Raw genomic sequence first — 16,124 nt, 5'->3', positions numbered from 1 at the left:
CGCACCAGCCCCGGATCGCTGCATCAAGCGGGCTTGCGCGCCTGCCCGAGCGACTCCGCCTTCGCGCCGCCGACAGCAAAAAGACCATTGCCGAGCAGCGACTGCACGACGAGCGTGACGGCCCAGAACGCCGGATACTCCCAGCCGCCGTGCGGAGACGCAAAGCCCCAGCCGTTCGGCAGATGCACGGACAGCGCGCCGAGCATGAACGGCAGCAGCACGAGCGCGACCCAGCGGACCTGCACGCCGAGCAGCAATGCAATCCCACCAAACAGTTCGACGAACGTCGTCACGTAGGCGAGCCAGCCCGGAAAGCCGATCGACACGAAGAATTGCGCCGCGCCCGGCAGCGTGAAGACGAAGATCTTCTGCAGGCTGTGCGCCAGATACAGCACGCCCAGCGCGACGCGCAGGATCGTGGCGGCGAGATCGGCTTTGTTGCTCGCGGTCAGGTTCATGTCGGTTCCTTGGTGATGATGGTTTGACGGCGCGGGTTGCGCCGTCGATGGAACGGACTTTATTCGAACCGATGCATCAGAAAAACCGCCTTGCCGACTTAGATTAATTCGCGTCGAGAACGAATCAACCGACGGCCGCCCACAGGCGCTTCAGGTCGAGGTGCGCGGCGAGCGTATCGGCGAGCCGCTCCAGCGACGCCTCGCGCAGCGCCGGATAGTCGACGGGCTCGGCGTCCGCAAGCCCCGCCCACGCGAGCAGCGACGCGCACGCGGCGGGCGTATCGAAGAGACCGTGCACATAAGTCGCGAGAATCTGGCCATCGGCGGAGCGGGCGCCGTCGGGACGCGAGCGGCCGTCCGCGTCGCCGAGCAGCAGCGCGGGCGCGTCGAGCGCGGGGCCATACGTCTCACCCATGTGGATTTCATAGCCGGCGATATCGGCGGCATCGAAAGCGAGGCTCCCCGTCACGTTCGTGAGCGTCTTGTCGCGCGTAAGCGTCGTCGAGAAGTCGAGCCAGCCGAGGCCGGCGACCGTCGCGGGCGGCCCTTCGACGCCATGTGGGTCCGCGACTTCGCGCCCGAGCATCTGCATGCCGCCGCAAACGCCGATCACGCGCCCGCCGTAGCGCAGATGACGCTGCAACACGGCGTCCCAGCCCTGCGCGCGCAGAAACGCCAGATCGCCCTGCACGTTCTTCGAGCCGGGCAGGATGATCAGATCGGCGGGCGGCGGCGCGCTGCCCGCGCGCACGTAGTGAAAGTCGACTTGCGGATGCGCGCGCAGCGCATCGAAATCCGTGTGATTGCTGATGTGCGGCAGCGCGGGCACGACGACGCGCAACGTCCGCGCGGCGTCGCCGGCGTGCGTGGCGCGCAGCTCGCGCGGCAGCATGTCTTCGGCGTCGAGCGTGAGGCCGTGCAGATACGGAACGACGCCGAGCACGGGTTTGCCCGTCTTCGCTTCGAGCCATTCGAGCCCAGGCTTGAGCAGGCCGACGTCGCCGCGAAAGCGGTTGATGACGAAGCCACGCACGCGCGCTTGCTCGCTTTCGGAGAGACAGGCGAGCGTGCCCGTCAGATGAGCGAACACGCCGCCGCGATCGATGTCGGCGACGAGCACGACGGGGCAATCGACGGCTTCCGCAAAGCCCATGTTCGCGATGTCGCGCTCGCGCAGATTGATTTCGGCGGGACTGCCCGCGCCTTCGACGAAGATCGTGTCGTACGACGCCTTCAGCCGCGCATACGACTCGAGCACCGCTTCGAACGCGACGGGCTTGTAGTCGTGATACGCGCGAGCATCAAGATTCATGCGCGCCTTGCCGTGGATAATCACCTGCGCGCCGCGGTCGCTCGTCGGCTTGAGCAGCACGGGGTTCAGATCAGTGTGCGCATCGATGCCCGCGGCCACGGCCTGCAGCGCCTGCGCGCGGCCGATCTCGCCGCCGTCGACGGTCACTGCGCTATTGAGCGCCATGTTCTGTGGCTTGAACGGCGCGACCCGCGCGCCCGCGCGCCGCGCGAGACGGCACAGTCCGGCGACGAGCGTGCTCTTGCCCGCGTCGGACGTCGTGCCCTGGATCATCAGCGTGCCGCGGGGCACGTTCGAGGGCACATCGAGGGGCACGTCGGGCGCTTCAGTCAAAGCGGAAGAAAAAGCGGACACGGTGGCCATGTGCGCAGTCGGAGGAAGGGAAGCCCGCATTATCCCATCGCACTTGCGAGCGCGCGCTTTCGTCACGGCACATGCAGACACTGTCGGTACAATTACGCGATGATTTCCCGCGACCTCACCTTCGTCCTCGGCGGCGCGCGCTCGGGCAAGAGCCTGCACGCCGAAGGCCTCGCGACCGCGAGCGCGCTGCCCGTCACCTATGTCGCGACCGCGCGGATCGGCGACGACGAGTTCGCCGCGCGCGTCGCGCGCCATCGCGAGCGGCGGCCTGTGCACTGGTCGCTGCTCGAAGCGCCGCTCGACTTGCCGCAAGCGCTCGCGTCCATCGATCAGCCGGGGCAGTGCGTGCTGATCGACTGCCTGACCCTGTGGCTCGCGAACCTGCTGTGCCCCGCCGACGGCTCACAGCCTGTCGTCGATTACCTCGCGCGTTTCGCGATGCTCGAAGAAGCGCTTGCGCAGGCGCGCGCGAAGATCATCGTCGTCAGCAACGAAATCGGGCTCGGCGTCGTGCCGCTCGGCGCGGCGACGCGTCTTTATGTCGACGAGTTGGGTCGGCTCAATCAGCGCATTGCCGCGATCAGCACGCAGGTCACGATGATGGTCGCGGGCCTGCCTCTGCATCTGAAAACGGCGGACCGCTCATGATGCTGCTGTCATTGCCTCTCGTCGCAACGCTGGCGACGGCATCCGTCGCTATCGACCGATGGTTCGGCGAACCGCGCCGCGCGCATCCGCTCGTCGGCTTCGGCAAGCTCGCGGCGAAACTCGAAGCCGCGCTCAACACGGGACGGCGCGGCCGGCTGCTCGGCATTCTCGCGTGGCTGCTGGCCGTCGTGCCGCCCGTTCTCGTCGCGACATGGCTGGTGCTGGCGCTGCCGTTCGTGTTGGCGTGCGCGGTGCACATCGCGCTGCTTTATTTCGCGCTCGGCGCGCGCAGCCTGCACGATCACATCGCGCCCATCGGCCGCGCGCTCGCGAGCCGCGATCTCACGCAGGCGCGCGTGCTGACGTCGCGCATCGTCTCGCGCGAAACATCGCACGCGGACGAAGGCGCGCTGTCGCGCGCTGCCGTCGAATCAGCGCTGGAAAACGGCAACGACGCGATCTTCGGCGCGCTCTTCTGGTTCGCGATTTTCGGCGGGCCGGGCGCGCTCGCGTTTCGCCTCGCGAATACGCTCGATGCGATGTGGGGTTATCGGACGCCGCGCTATCTGAGTTTCGGCTGGGCGGCCGCGCGTTTCGACGATGTGCTGAACTGGCTGCCCGCGCGCCTCACCGCATTCAGTTACGCGTTGCTCGGCGACACGCGCACCGCGCTGCAATGTTGGCGCGAGCAGGCGCCGCGCTGGGACAGTCCGAACGCCGGGCCCGTGATGGCCTCCGGCGCGGGTAGCCTCAACGTGCTGCTGGGCGGCGCGGCCGTGTATCACGGCGTGATAGAACAGCGCCCCGTGCTCGGCGCGGGCCACACGGCGAGCGCGCGGCACGTCGAGGCAGCGCTGATGCTCGTCGAGCGGACCGTCATTCTGTGGCTCGCCGTCTTCATCGCGTTCGCGCTTTTAAGCGTGCCGTTTCAGGGCTAGCCGATGACACGATCCGTTCAGCACGGCGGCAACCTGCACGAAGCGGCACGCCGTTACGCGATCCCCTACGAAGCCTGGCTCGATCTGTCGACGGGCATCAATCCGCATGGCTACCCGGTGCCACCCGTTCCCGCCGATGCCTGGCGGCGTCTGCCCGATAGCGGCGACGGCTTCACTGAGCGCGCGGCGCGCTACTACGGCGCGCCCGATGCATCGCACGTGCTGCCCGTCGCGGGGAGCCAGGCGGCGATCCGCATGCTGCCGCGCGTGCTCGGGCGGGGCACTGTCGGCATTGCGCCATTGACGTACGGTGAATACGCGCCCGCATTCGCGCGCGCGGGGCATCGCGTGACGACGCTCGACATCGCGCGTTCGACGTTGCCCGATGACATCACGCATGCCGTCGTCGTGAATCCGAACAACCCGACAGCCGAGCATGTGAGCGCTTCGCTGCTGCTGCAATGGCATGAAGCGTTGCGCGCACGCGGTGGCACGCTGATCGTCGACGAGGCGTTTGCCGATTCGATGCCCGCGCGGTCGCTTGCTGCATGCACCGATCGCGAAGGACTTGTCGTGCTGCGCTCTCCGGGCAAGTTCTTCGGTCTTGCCGGCGTGCGCGCGGGTTTCGTGCTCGGCTGCCCCCGCCTGCTCGAAGCGCTCGACGAAGCGTTGGGCGCGTGGACCGTCAGCGGTCCTGCGCGTCATGCCGTGAGCGCCGCATTCGCCGATACAACATGGCAGCAAGCGATGCGTGAACGGCTCACGCAGGACAGCGCACGTCTCGTTGCGCTTCTCGACTCACAGGAATTCGACGTGCATGCGACGCCGCTCTTCGCATGGATCGCTGACCCGCGCGCCGAGCAACTGCATCGCGCGCTCGCGCAACAAGGCGTATGGACGCGGTTCTTCCTCGAACCCGCGAGCGTGCGCTTCGGGCTGCCCGCAACGGAAGCGCAATGGCTGCGCTTCGAAGAGAGCCTTCGGACGAGCATGGCAGCGCTATAAAAACGATGCGATCAAAACGATGCAACCAGCCCGACGATTCCGAGCACTGAGCGCAGCATTCGTGCTCGCTTCAATGCTGCTATATGCGAATGCAAACGCAAGCACACCGATAACCGTCACCGACGACACCAATACGCCCGTCACGCTTGCGCAACCCGCGCAACGCGTGATCAGCCTCGCGCCGCATGTGACCGAGATGATCTACGCGGCGGGCGGTGGAGCAAAGCTCGTCGGCGCGGTGAGCTATAGCGACTATCCGCCCGAAGCAAAACAGCTGCCGCGCGTCGGCGACAACAAGTCGCTCGACCTCGAACGCATCATCGCGTTGAAGCCCGATCTGATCGTCGTATGGCGGCATGGCAATGCGCAGCGCCAGATCGACCGCTTGCGCGAAATGCACATCCCCCTCTATGTCAGCGAGCCGCATCACCTCGACGATATCGCCGTCACGCTGACGAAGCTCGGCCAGTTGCTCGGCATATCGCAATCTGCCGATGCGGCAGCGCGCGCCTGGCGCGACGACATTGCCAGCCTGCGCGCACGCTATTCGACGCAGCCGAGTGTCAGCGTGTTCTATCAGGTATGGGACGAGCCGCTGATGACGCTCAACGGCGAGCACATGATCAGCGACGTAATCGCGCTATGCGGCGGCCGCAATGTATTCGCGAAGCTGGAACCGCTGGTGCCGACGGTCTCGACGGAAGCCGTGCTGGCCGCGAATCCGGAAGTCATCGTCACGGCCGCGCCCGGCGAGACGAAACCCGACCGGCCGCTGCCTTCGCTCGACAGATGGAAAGCGTGGCCGGGCATGACGGCCGTCGCGCGCAACAACCTCTTTGCAATCGACGGCGATCTGATCAACCGCCCCGCCCCGCGTCTCGCGCAAGGCGCGGCGCAACTGTGCAAAGACCTGGATATCGCGCGCTCGCGCCGACCGAATCGCTGAAGCAGAACTCAAAGAGAAACGTCAGGCGTTCCAGCGCACCATCGACCAGTCGTGCGTGACGTCGTCGCGGCGCAACCAGACGCAGCCCGACATATCGAGCGACCATTTGAGGCAGCGCTCGACGGGCAACCCGAGCACCGTCGCCGCGATCACGCGCATCACGCCCGCATGCGTGACGACATAGGCAGGCGACAGTTCGCGCGTCTGCTGGAGCGCGTCGAACCATGTGCGCACGCGGCTCACGAACTGCTCGACGCTTTCGCCGCCATGCGCACGCGCGCCTTCGAAGTCGTTCGCCCATGCGTCGATCAGCGCGCGATCGATATCGTTCCAGCGCTGTAGCTCCCACGTGCCGAAGTCCATTTCCTTCAGGCTGTCGTCGCAGCTATACGCGCAGCCGAAGTTCGCGGCGAGCGCGGCGGCCACCGACGCGCAGCGCGTGAGCGGACTCGACAGCAGCACGCGCGGCGCGGGCACCTGCAAGGTCGCGAGACGCACGGCCAGCGCGGCCGCCGATGCTTCCGGCGCATCGGCGAGCGCCACGTCGCTGTGGCCATAGCAGACGCCTTCTTCGACGTCGACAGCCGGGTGACGGATCAGAACGATATCCATGCGAGCCCCACCAGGTAAATGGCCAGTTCGAAGATCTGCTGGGCGAAGCCCAGACAGTCACCCGTATATCCGCCGATGCGCCTGACGAAATAACGGCCCAATGCAATACGCAACACGACCAGCACGAGCAGCGTGACACAACCGGCACGCCATTGCGGCCAGAAGAGCCACGGCACACCCAGTAAGATAGCGCAGCCAAACGCATTGCGAGACATGCGCTGCGCGACGGGTTTCGCCTTGCCTTCCGCGCGCACGTAATCGAGCGTGACGAGATAGCTGATCGCACATGCGCGGCTTGCCGCATGTGCCGCGATCATCAGCCACGCCGCGCGCAGCGGCGGCAGTGACGCGAGCGCTTGCCACTTCAGCGCGAGCGCGATCATCAACGCAATCGCGCCGAATGCGCCGATGCGCGAGTCGTGCATGATGCGCAGCGTATCTTCGCGCGCATAAGCGCCGCCGAACGCATCGACGCAATCGGCCAGTCCGTCTTCGTGGAATGCGCCTGTCACGAGCAGCGTCGTCGCCATCGAAAGCAGCACGGCCACGCCCGCCGGAAAGATGCGCAGTGCGGCCATGTACACGACCGCGCCCGCCGCGCCGACCAATGCGCCGACGAGCGGAAAGTAGCGCGCCGCCGCGTTCAGATAATGCGGCTCATAGCCGACCCAGCGCGGCACGGGCACGCGCGTGAAGTAGCCGAGCGCCGTGAAGAAATAGCGCAGTTCATTCATCGATGGCCGTCGCTTGCGGTTCGCTCTTCACGATTTAACCCTTCACGGTTCATCCGGACGCCCCTGTTCTTGCGCGCGCCTGGCATCACGCGTCGCGTTGCGCGACACCCGCCGATTCGAAGCTCGCCATCTCGTTGATGAACGCAACGGCCGCGCGCAGCAGCGGCATCGCCAGCGCCGCGCCCGTGCCTTCGCCAAGACGCAGATCGAGCGTGAGCAGCGGCGCGGCGCCGAAGTGATCGAGCATGCGCCGGTGCCCCGCCTCGTTCGATGCATGCGCGAACACGCAGTAGTCGCGCACGGCGGGCGCGAATGCATCGGCGACCAGCAACGCCGACGACGCGATGAAGCCGTCGACGACGATCGTCATACGCGCTTGCGCCGCCGCGAGATACGCGCCCGCCATCATCGCGATCTCGAAGCCGCCGAACGTCGCGAGCACGTCGAGCGGATCGTCGGGCGCAGCGTGATACGCGAGCGCCGCTGCCAGCACGTCGCGCTTCTTCGCGAGGCCGGCGTCGTCGAGACCCGTGCCGCGTCCGACGCATTCGTCGATTGAAATGCTGCACAGCCGGCTCATCAAACACGCAGCCGACGACGTGTTCGCGATCCCCATCTCGCCGAAGCCGATCACGTTGGTACCCAGCGCCGCATGATGACGCACGCGCTCCACCCCCGCGCGCATCGCGGCGAGCGCTTCGTCGCGCGTCATCGCCGGTTCTTGCGCGAAGTTGCGCGTGCCCTTGCCGATGGGTATGTCGACGAGTCTTTCATGCGGCGCGAAATCGTAGGCGACGCCCGCGTTCACCACTTCGAGCTCGAGGCCCGCGACGCGGCTGAACGCGTTGATCGCCGCGCCGCCCGCGAGAAAGTTCAGCACCATCTGCGCCGTCACGGCTTGCGGATAAGGACTCACGCCCGCGTTCGCGATGCCGTGGTCGGCGGCGAAGACGATCATCGCGGGACGCACGATCGCGGGCTGTGTCGTCCGCTGGATCATGCCCATCTGCAACGCGAGCGCTTCGAGTTGGCCGAGGCTGCCGGGCGGCTTGGTCTTCAGATCGATGACGCGTTGCATTTCGGCGCGCAGCGTCTGTTCGAGCGGCTCGACAACAGGCAGGGCGGACAAAGCGGGCAGTGAGGGCGAAGTGGTCATGTTCGTATCTGCGTAAGGTGTCTGCGTAAAAAACGCGGTTCATGCAGGGCCGGTGCGAGCCGATGGACGCGTTGCCGGAATCAGCGCTTCGTCGTCGCCATCGCGGATCAGCACGAGCGGATAGCCGAATGCGCGGCTCGCGAGCGGCGGCGTCAACACATCGTGCACGGGCCCCGCATGCGCGGCGCCATTGCCTTCGAGCAGCAGCGCATGCGTTGCGAAACGCCGCGCGAGATTCAGATCGTGACACGAGAACATCACTGTACGCCCGGCGCCGCGCGTCCATGCGTTCAATGCTTCGAGGCAATCGATCTGATGATGCAGGTCCAGATGCGCGAGCGGCTCGTCGAGCAGCAGCAACGGCGCGTCCTGGCACAGCACGGCCGCGAGCGCGACGCGCTGTCGCTCGCCGCCCGACAGCGACAGCACATCGCGCGAAGCGAAATCGGCGAGACCGAGCGTATCGAGCGCCGCATGCGCAGCCGCGCGGTCCTCGTCGCGCTCCCAGCCCCAGCCGGCCAGATGCGGAAAGCGGTTCAGCAGGACGATATCGAGCACGCTCGCGCTGAACGCATCGTGCGACGCTTGCGGCATCAGCGCGCGGCGCTGCGCGAGCCGCGCGAGCGGCCAATCGTTCACGCGCATGCCGTCGAGCTCGACATGACCTTTTGCCGGATGCAGCAGACCGGCGAGCGTCGAGATCAATGTGGTCTTGCCCGCGCCGTTCGGCCCGGCGATGCACCAGACCTCGCCCGGATGGAACGTATGCGTGAAATCGTCGAGCAGCGTGCGCGTGCCCGCGCGCAACGTCAGCCGGTCGGCGCGCAGCGTGAGTTCGATCGCGGCGCGGGCGTTCATGCGCGCCTCCGCCGCAACAGCATCCACAGAAACACGGGCACGCCCGTCAATGCCGTGATCACGCCGACGGGCAACTGAGCGGGCGCGATCACGATGCGCGCGATCAGATCGGCGCCCATCACGGCGACGCCGCCGCCGAGCGCGGCCGCGGGCAACAGCATCCGCTGGTCGTTGCCGAACGCGAGACGCAGCATGTGCGGCACGACGAGCCCGACGAAGCCGATCGTGCCGCCCGTCGTCACGGCCGCCGCGGCCGCCAGCGATGCGACGAGATACACGCGCAGCCGCGCGCGCATCACGGGCACGCCGAGCGCCTGCGCCGCTGCATCTCCGCGCAGCAGCACATTGAGCTGCGGAGCGGCGGGCACGATTGCGATCAACGCCACGCACAACGCGGCAAGCGCGAGCCACGGCATGCCGCCGCCGTTCAGATCGCCGGTGAGCCAGAACAGCATGCCGCGCAAACGGCTGTCGGGTGCAACGGTCAGCAGCAGCGTGATGATGGCGCCCCACCCCGCTGCGATCACGGCGCCCGTCAGCAGAAGACGCGGCGACGCGTCCTGCGGCTCCCCGCGCCACAATGCGCCGCGCGCGAGGCCGAGCACGAGCAGGATCGATGCGAACGCGCCGGCGAACGCGGATACATCGACGAGCCACCATGCGCAGCCCGTGATCATCGCGACGAGCGCGAAGCTCGCCGCGCCGCCCGACACGCCGAGGACATACGGCTCGGCGAGCGGATTGCGCAACAGCACCTGTAGCAACGCGCCCGCGAGCGCGAGCAGCGCGCCGCATCCGAAGCCCGCGAGCGCGCGCGGCAGGCGCAGCGTGCGAACGATCTCGACAGCGAGATCGCCCGCTGCATCATGCGACGGCAGCAACGCAGCGAACACGCGAAGCGGCGCAACGCTCACGCTGCCCAACGCGAGCGACGCCACGAACACGACGAGCGCGGCAACGGCGAGCGCGGCCCAGATCGCGAGCGCGCGCTTCGCGCTCATGCTTCGCGCGACATGAATGGGCTGACGTTGCACGGCGCCGTTCATCGCGTGTTACTGCTGCTGCCAGCCAAGCGTGATGTACGCGCCGCGCCGCGGCGTGTTGTACGTGTAGGCGAGTTCATAGTCCTTGTCGAAGAGATTCTGGATCTGCGCGGCCACATACCATGCCTTCGTGATACGGTAGCGCGCGGCCAGATTCACGATGCCATAACCGCCGAGCGGCGTGCCGCCATCGACGCGCTCGCCGCTCAGAATCCATTCCCCGCCCACGCGCCAGCTGCCGATATTGCGGTTCGCGGTGAACGACGCGAAGTGACGCGCGCGCCGGTTCAGATCGGTGTGCGTGTCTTCGTCGACGGGATTCTGGAACGTCACGGCCACGCGCACATCGGTCCTGCCGACATGTCCCGCCCACGATCCTTCGATGCCCTGCACCTTCGCATGACCGACGTTCTCTGCAACGTAGATGCCCGGCATCGTCTGCACATAGTCGATCAGGTTCGTATAGCGCGTCTCGAATGCAGTGAGCTTCATCAGGCCCAGCGCATCCGATGCGTACTGCAAGGCCGCCTCGACGGAATGGCTGCGCTCCGGCTGGATCAGCGGATTGCCGCTGAACGGGTAGTACAGGTCGTTGAAGCTCGGCGCGCGGAACGCATCGGACCAGCTTGCAGTCGCCTTCCAGTGCTCGTCGAAGTCGTATCCATAGCCGAGATAGTAACTGTTGGCCCCGCCGAAATCCGAGTACTGGTCGCGCCGCACATTCGCCTGAATCTGGTTGTTGCCCAGGCGCCCCGAGTAGCCCGCGAACATCGAGTTCACGTGGCGGTCGGGTGCCGTGTACTGATTCGAATCGAGCGTCTGGTCCAGATGCTCATAGCCGATCTGCAGCTTGTGATCGCGCGCAAACGTCAAATCGTTCTGCCAAGTGTACTGACGGTTGTCCGAATCGAAGCGGTACAGATAGTCGCCGTTGAGGGCCGTGTTGCTGCGATCGTTGCCCGTCGCGGCGATGAAGTGCGTCGTCCACCAGTCGGTGAGCTTGCCGTTCGCGAAGGCCGACGCCATCTGCACCTTGCTGTGCAGATTGTTGAGATCGGTGGGCAGGCCGAACGGATTGTCGAAGCTGTCGTTGCCGTTCGACTGGAAATAGCGCAGGCCCACGGCCCATCGGTCGTTGAACCTGTGACGCAGCGACGCGCTCACGCTCTCGTTGAAGTAGCCGTTCGCGTTCGGATTGACGGGCGCGAGCGCGGGATCGATCGACGAGAAGCCATCCGTCTTCGCGCGCGCGAGCGTGACGCTGAAGGTGGTCTTGCCGTCCTTGTCGAGCGAGCCGTCCACGCCTGCCGACTGCCGCTGCGTGTGATAGCTGCCGTATTCGAGCTCGAAGTGAAAGCGCGGCGGATGATTGCCGCCGTCCTTAATGAACACCTGCACGACCCCGCCGATCGCGCCCGAGCCGTACAGCGCCGACACATTGCCGTTGACCACTTCGACATGATCGATCTGGTCGAGCGGAATCTGCTCGAGCTGCGCGCTGCCCTGGCTCACCGAATCGACGCGCACGCCGTCGATCAGCACGAGCGATTGCGTCGCCGACGCGCCCCGCAGAAAGAGACTCGACGTCGAGCCGGGACCACCGTTGCGCACGATCTGCGCGCCGGGTGCGAGCTGCAGCAGCCCGGGCAGATCGCGTGCCGTCGTATCGGCGATGTCTTGCGCGTCGAACTGCGTGGTCTGCGGAATGGCATCGGCGAGACGTTGGGCGCCGCGCTCCGCGGTGACGACGATGGGCGAGAGTGTCGACGCATCGGTGCCGGCGTCCGTCGAGATGGTCGAGGCAGAGGGTTTTGCGGAAGGCTTGCCGGTGCCGCTGTCCGGTCGATCCGTCGTCGTGGCGGATGAGTCCGCGTGATGATCCGGAGACTGCGCTTGAGACTGCGCGTCGGTTTGCGCGCAAGCGGCGGACGGTGCACACGAGAGTGCGTATGCAAGGACGGCAAGCGCAGCGTACGGCGCACGCGCAACGCGCGGAAACAGCGGGGTGAGCATCGAAAGAGTCCTGTGGGCCTATGCGCGACCCGCTCCTCGTGGGCCGTTGCCTGTCCAGGGGGCGACCCGCCCCTTGCCTCTGGCCGGTATCCGGGCTGACGACGTGCCGACCCGCCTTCCCGCGCGCAACGCGCAGTGGCTTCTCGCACGGCGTTCGAACACATAGGTTCAACGCGTGCATTGGGTCGACCTGCAGGAACTGCGATCGTTGTACCGTTGCGAGGACAGCGCAGGTTGGCTCGTCCTGGAGGACTTCGCTCCCTGCTTCCCGTTTAACTGCGCGCGGCGCGATACCGTGCGCGGGCACCAAAGTGCCGCAAGTGTAGAAGTGGTGAGCAAACGCGTCAAGAAACGCGGGACATCGTACGAATGTCCAAAGAGGGACTGTTAAAAAAGCCCCTTTTTAAGGGGTAAAAATGCGTTAAACGCGGCGAGACACCTGGATAATGCGGCTTTAACGCGCTACTGTTACGTCTCGAAACGAGACAAATGTCCGAGCGTGCGACATTCCGCGCTAGAATGCCATGTCTTTAGAGGACGCAGCACATGCTCACCGAACTCGAAACACTGTCACAGAACATCGGCCGGCTGATCGAGATCAGCCAGCGCTATAACGAGGCGCGCATCGCGCTCGAAGAACAGCTTGCGCAAGCGCATGCCGAATGCGAATCCACCCGCGCAGAACTCGAACAGATCCGTGAAGAACGCAACGCACTGCAGGCGGAGCGCGATGCGCTGTCCGCGAAGATCGACGACGCCCAGGTGCGTCTGAACGCGATCCTCGAGAAGCTGCCACGCGCGCGTGGTCATAACGAGCCCGACAATCAACTCGATCTCCTCGCGCCCGAACAGCAGGCGCAGGCCACTCACGACGCGAACAACGACGCGACCCGCCACGGAGAAAATGCATGACCACGAAGCAGATCGACGTGTCGATTCTCGGCCAGTCCTATCGCCTCGCCTGCTCGCCGGAAACGGAGACGGCGCTGCTCGAAGCGGTCGCGCGTGTCGACGCCGAGATGACGAAGATCCGTGCCAACAGCAACGTGCGCGGCCAGGACCGTATCGCGGTGATGGCGGCGCTGTCGCTGGCATCGGAACTGCTTAGGCTGCAAGCCAGCGTACGTCACGGAGAATCGTTTCCCGCCGAGGAAATCCGGCGTACAATGCACCAGATGAACGAGCAGCTGGGCACTGTTATTCAACAGTACAGCGTGCAGTAAATGAATCTTGATAGGCTTGATTGACCGGCAATCAGGCCCATGTTGTAGAGCAAACGTTTTTCAGCTTCCCTGCCTGGTTCGCCAAGGTCATATATTCCTTGAACCAATGCTATGTGCACGGTTGCGGAAATTTGTAGCACGGGCGTGCGCGTCACTCAGTCTGATGTACCCGAAGTGCTGCTAACTGCGACCAATTCTGAACCTCAGGTTCAGGATGCCGGCCTAGCGGCTATGGCGGGGACCCAACAAACGGCATCGGACTTTGTCCGGTGCCGTTTTTCTTTGCGCGCTTACCTGTGCGAGAACTGATCGGCAAACCCTTTCCTTCTCTTCACGTTCAATCGACTCATGCGCTACTGGCTGATGAAGTCCGAACCGGACGAAGCAAGCATCGACGATCTCGCTAAGGCGCCGCAACGCACGCTGCCATGGACGGGCGTCCGCAACTATCAGGCGCGCAATTTCATGCGCGACATCATGAAGATCGGCGACGGCGTGCTCTTCTATCATTCGAGCTGCCCGGAGCCCGGCATTGCGGGCATCGCCGAAGTCTCGTCGACGCCTTATCCCGATCCGACCCAGTTCGATCCGAAGAGCGAGTACTACGACGCGAAATCGACGCAGGAAACGCCGCGCTGGACGCTCGTCGACGTCGTGTTCAAGAAGAAGATCCAGTTGATTCCGCTCGCCGAGTTGCGCGCGCATCCCGAACTCGCCGACATGCGCGTGCTCGCGAAGGGCAATCGTCTGTCGATCACGCCCGTCACCGAAGCCGAGTGGACGTTCATCACGAAGCAGCTTGCGAAGCAAGCCGCATAAGGCTCGATGGGCGCCGGCCCCGGATCTGTGTTTGAACCGCGCGGCATCGGGTCGCGTGCTCACATTCGAAGCGATACTCGAATGGACTCGGGGAACCAGATGGCCTTTTCAAACGCCTAATCGCCCGCAAGCGCCATGCCACGAGCGAGCGTCGAACGATCGACGCAAGCCGCGCCGTCGATGCATGCGCGCACAACCTGCTCAACGAAGGAGTCGAACAATGACGAAAAAATCAGCGCTCGTGTGGGCGCTCGCCGGCGCATGCGCGGCGCCTCTCGCGCTTGCGCTCACGCCCGCCGACGCAAATGCGCAAACGGTTGTGCAGCAGTATCAGCCTGCGGGCGTCCTGTCGCTGAACGCGCAGGCGAGCGCCGAAGTGCCGCAGGACGTCGTCGATATCACGCTGTTCTTCGAACAGGAAGCGAGCGATCCGTCGTCGTTGACGGGCACGCTGAACCAGCACGCCGACCAGGCGCTGCAAAAGGCGAAAGGCGTCGCGGGCGTGACGGCGCGCACGGGGGCGTTCTCGATCTATCCGTCGACGGACCGCGATGGGCGCATCTCCGCATGGCGCGGCCGCACGGAAATCGTGCTGGAATCGCACGACTTCGCGGCGGCGTCGAAGCTCGCGGGGCAACTGTCGTCGATCATGCAGGTCGGCAACGTGCAGTTCTCGCTGTCGCCGGAAGCGCAGCGCGCAGCCGAGCAAAAGCTGACAGGTCAGGCAATCGCATCGTTCAGGCAGCAGGCCACGGCCGCCGCGCAGGCGTTCGGCTACAGCGGCTATTCGATCCGCGAAGTAAACGTCGGCCACGGCGGCGTGCCGCCGCGCCCGGTGATGATGATGAGCATGCGCGCCGATGGCAACAGCGCGAAGGCCGCCGCGCCCGTGCCTGTCGAAGGCGGCACGTCGACGGTGACGGTCAGCGTGTCGGGATCGGTGCAGATGAAGTGACGCGCACCAAGCGCACTGGCCAACCAATACCCGCAAACGAAAACGCCACGGCATGCCGTGGCGTTTTTCATATCCGCCTGAACGGACGCGAACGTGACGCGACGCTCAGCTCGCGTTGACGGTTTGCGCAGCGTCGCGACGGCCGCGCCGATACGCCCACAGTAACATCAGGATGCCCGCGATGATCATCGGCAGCGACAGCCATTGACCCATCGAAAGACCGAACGTCAGCAAGCCGAGGAAGTCGTCGGGCTCGCGCGCGAACTCGACCGTGAAGCGCGCGAGACCATAGCCGATCAGAAACACCGCCGACGCCGCGCCGACAGGACGCGGCTTGCGCGTGAAGAACCACAGCACGAGGAACAGCACGACGCCTTCGAGCGCGATCTCGTACAGTTGCGACGGATGGCGCGGCAGCATGTGATATTGCGCGAACACATCGGCGAGATGCCATTGCGCGGCCTGCGCCGGATGCGCGGCGATCCAGCCCGCGTCTTCGTTCGCGGCGCCCGGGAACAGCATTGCCCACGGTGCATCCGGCGACGTCACGCGGCCCCACAGCTCGCCGTTGATGAAGTTACCGAGACGCCCTGCCGCGAGACCCGTCGGCACCATCGGCGCGACAAAGTCCGTCACCTGAAGCCACGTGCGCTTGCGCTGCCACGCGAACAGCATCATCGCGAGCGTCACGCCGAGAAAGCCGCCGTGAAACGACATGCCGCCTTCCCAGACCTTGAAGATGTCGAGCGGATGCGCGAAGTACCAGCTTGCTTTATAGAACAGCACATAGCCCAGACGTCCGCCGAGGATCGTGCCGAGCACACCGTAAAACAGCATGTCGTCGATATCCTTCGGAGTCCAGCCTTGCGCTGCGACATGCGGCAGACGCAGGCGCAAGCGGCCCACGACGATCGCCATGACGAAGGCGACCAGATACATCAGGCCGTACCAGCGGACGGCCAGCGGTCCCAGATGGATGGCGATGGGGTCGAAATTCGGGTGGATGTGCATCGTATCGTTATAGGGGTTCGTCGTTATAGG

Annotated in this window: 17 protein-coding genes, 1 other RNA gene and 1 riboswitch; of the genes, 9 read left to right on the top strand and 9 right to left on the bottom strand. The window is 65.4% G+C overall.

What is annotated here, in order from left to right; translation table 11 throughout:
- Positions 1 to 23 precede the first annotated feature (23 nt).
- Both GCT13_RS11350 and GCT13_RS11345 read right to left on the bottom strand, forming a co-directional pair.
- On the bottom strand, positions 24 to 458 hold the full coding sequence (locus tag GCT13_RS11350) for a DoxX family protein (RefSeq protein ID WP_152757923.1): 435 nt from the start codon (positions 456 to 458) through the stop codon (positions 24 to 26).
- A gap of 124 nt (positions 459 to 582) precedes the next feature.
- Positions 583 to 2,133 (bottom strand): cobyric acid synthase, encoded by a 1,551-nt coding sequence (locus GCT13_RS11345; RefSeq protein WP_407670770.1) that lies wholly within the window; start codon positions 2,131 to 2,133, stop codon positions 583 to 585.
- 99 nt (positions 2,134 to 2,232) lie between these two features.
- Here GCT13_RS11345 and cobU point away from each other — a divergent pair, with 99 nt between their 5' ends.
- The 4 genes from cobU to GCT13_RS11325 are packed head-to-tail and all read left to right on the top strand — an operon-like array spanning position 2,233 to position 5,670.
- Positions 2,233 to 2,781 (top strand): bifunctional adenosylcobinamide kinase/adenosylcobinamide-phosphate guanylyltransferase, encoded by a 549-nt coding sequence (cobU, locus tag GCT13_RS11340; RefSeq protein ID WP_152757921.1) that lies wholly within the window; start codon positions 2,233 to 2,235, stop codon positions 2,779 to 2,781.
- Positions 2,778 to 3,719, top strand: a complete 942-nt coding sequence (gene cbiB, locus GCT13_RS11335) for an adenosylcobinamide-phosphate synthase CbiB (RefSeq protein WP_152757919.1) — start codon at positions 2,778 to 2,780, stop codon at positions 3,717 to 3,719. The genes cobU and cbiB overlap by 4 nt, the downstream gene beginning before the upstream one ends.
- Positions 3,720 to 3,722: 3 nt before the next feature.
- On the top strand, positions 3,723 to 4,724 hold the full coding sequence (gene cobD / locus GCT13_RS11330) for a threonine-phosphate decarboxylase CobD (RefSeq protein ID WP_152757917.1): 1,002 nt from the start codon (positions 3,723 to 3,725) through the stop codon (positions 4,722 to 4,724).
- 19 nt (positions 4,725 to 4,743) lie between these two features.
- Positions 4,744 to 5,670: a cobalamin-binding protein gene (locus GCT13_RS11325; RefSeq protein ID WP_152757915.1), complete on the top strand. Its 927-nt coding sequence runs from the start codon at positions 4,744 to 4,746 to the stop codon at positions 5,668 to 5,670.
- Between the two features lie 21 nt (positions 5,671 to 5,691).
- Here the strand turns inward: GCT13_RS11325 and cobC are convergent, their stop codons facing one another.
- From cobC to GCT13_RS11295, 6 genes are all read right to left on the bottom strand, one after another.
- Positions 5,692 to 6,282, bottom strand: a complete 591-nt coding sequence (gene cobC / locus GCT13_RS11320; protein WP_152757913.1) for an alpha-ribazole phosphatase — start codon at positions 6,280 to 6,282, stop codon at positions 5,692 to 5,694.
- Entirely contained in the window at positions 6,267 to 7,016 is a 750-nt protein-coding gene (locus tag GCT13_RS11315) for an adenosylcobinamide-GDP ribazoletransferase (RefSeq protein WP_152757911.1), read from the bottom strand. The genes cobC and GCT13_RS11315 overlap by 16 nt, the downstream gene beginning before the upstream one ends.
- A gap of 85 nt (positions 7,017 to 7,101) precedes the next feature.
- A complete protein-coding gene (gene cobT, locus GCT13_RS11310) occupies positions 7,102 to 8,172 on the bottom strand; it encodes a nicotinate-nucleotide--dimethylbenzimidazole phosphoribosyltransferase (protein ID WP_152757909.1) in 1,071 nt (356 codons plus the stop codon).
- Between the two features lie 39 nt (positions 8,173 to 8,211).
- Positions 8,212 to 9,030 (bottom strand): ABC transporter ATP-binding protein, encoded by an 819-nt coding sequence (locus GCT13_RS11305; RefSeq protein WP_152757906.1) that lies wholly within the window; start codon positions 9,028 to 9,030, stop codon positions 8,212 to 8,214.
- Positions 9,027 to 10,076, bottom strand: a complete 1,050-nt coding sequence (locus tag GCT13_RS11300; protein WP_152757904.1) for a FecCD family ABC transporter permease — start codon at positions 10,074 to 10,076, stop codon at positions 9,027 to 9,029. Before GCT13_RS11300 ends, GCT13_RS11305 begins: the two co-directional genes overlap by 4 nt.
- A gap of 6 nt (positions 10,077 to 10,082) precedes the next feature.
- Positions 10,083 to 12,086, bottom strand: coding sequence for a TonB-dependent receptor domain-containing protein (locus GCT13_RS11295; RefSeq protein WP_152757902.1), 2,004 nt, complete (start codon positions 12,084 to 12,086; stop codon positions 10,083 to 10,085).
- Between the two features lie 64 nt (positions 12,087 to 12,150).
- Positions 12,151 to 12,412: riboswitch (cobalamin riboswitch) on the bottom strand.
- A gap of 220 nt (positions 12,413 to 12,632) precedes the next feature.
- On the opposite strand from GCT13_RS11295, the gene GCT13_RS11290 reads away from it, so the two are divergent.
- From GCT13_RS11290 to GCT13_RS11270, 5 genes are all read left to right on the top strand, one after another.
- The gene (locus GCT13_RS11290) at positions 12,633 to 12,998 is read left to right on the top strand and encodes an ATPase (RefSeq protein WP_152757901.1); all 366 of its coding nucleotides are present in this window, start codon (positions 12,633 to 12,635) and stop codon (positions 12,996 to 12,998) included.
- The gene (locus GCT13_RS11285) at positions 12,995 to 13,309 is read left to right on the top strand and encodes a cell division protein ZapA (RefSeq protein ID WP_152757899.1); all 315 of its coding nucleotides are present in this window, start codon (positions 12,995 to 12,997) and stop codon (positions 13,307 to 13,309) included. The genes GCT13_RS11290 and GCT13_RS11285 overlap by 4 nt, the downstream gene beginning before the upstream one ends.
- A 63-nt stretch (positions 13,310 to 13,372) precedes the next feature.
- Positions 13,373 to 13,554: non-coding RNA, 6S RNA (gene ssrS / locus GCT13_RS11280), on the top strand.
- Between the two features lie 103 nt (positions 13,555 to 13,657).
- Positions 13,658 to 14,128, top strand: coding sequence for an EVE domain-containing protein (locus GCT13_RS11275; RefSeq protein WP_152757897.1), 471 nt, complete (start codon positions 13,658 to 13,660; stop codon positions 14,126 to 14,128).
- A 220-nt stretch (positions 14,129 to 14,348) separates the two neighbouring features.
- Positions 14,349 to 15,083, top strand: a complete 735-nt coding sequence (locus tag GCT13_RS11270; RefSeq protein WP_152757895.1) for an SIMPL domain-containing protein — start codon at positions 14,349 to 14,351, stop codon at positions 15,081 to 15,083.
- Between the two features lie 105 nt (positions 15,084 to 15,188).
- Here GCT13_RS11270 and lgt read toward each other — a convergent pair whose 3' ends face one another.
- On the bottom strand, positions 15,189 to 16,094 hold the full coding sequence (gene lgt, locus GCT13_RS11265; protein ID WP_152757893.1) for a prolipoprotein diacylglyceryl transferase: 906 nt from the start codon (positions 16,092 to 16,094) through the stop codon (positions 15,189 to 15,191).
- Positions 16,095 to 16,124: the final 30 nt, after the last annotated feature.

The organism is Paraburkholderia franconis, from assembly GCF_009362735.1.
GTDB classification, from domain to species: Bacteria; Pseudomonadota; Gammaproteobacteria; order Burkholderiales; family Burkholderiaceae; genus Paraburkholderia; species Paraburkholderia franconis.
The sequence above is the reverse complement of the archived record's forward strand: the minus strand, read 5'-3'. Positions and strand labels throughout refer to the sequence as shown.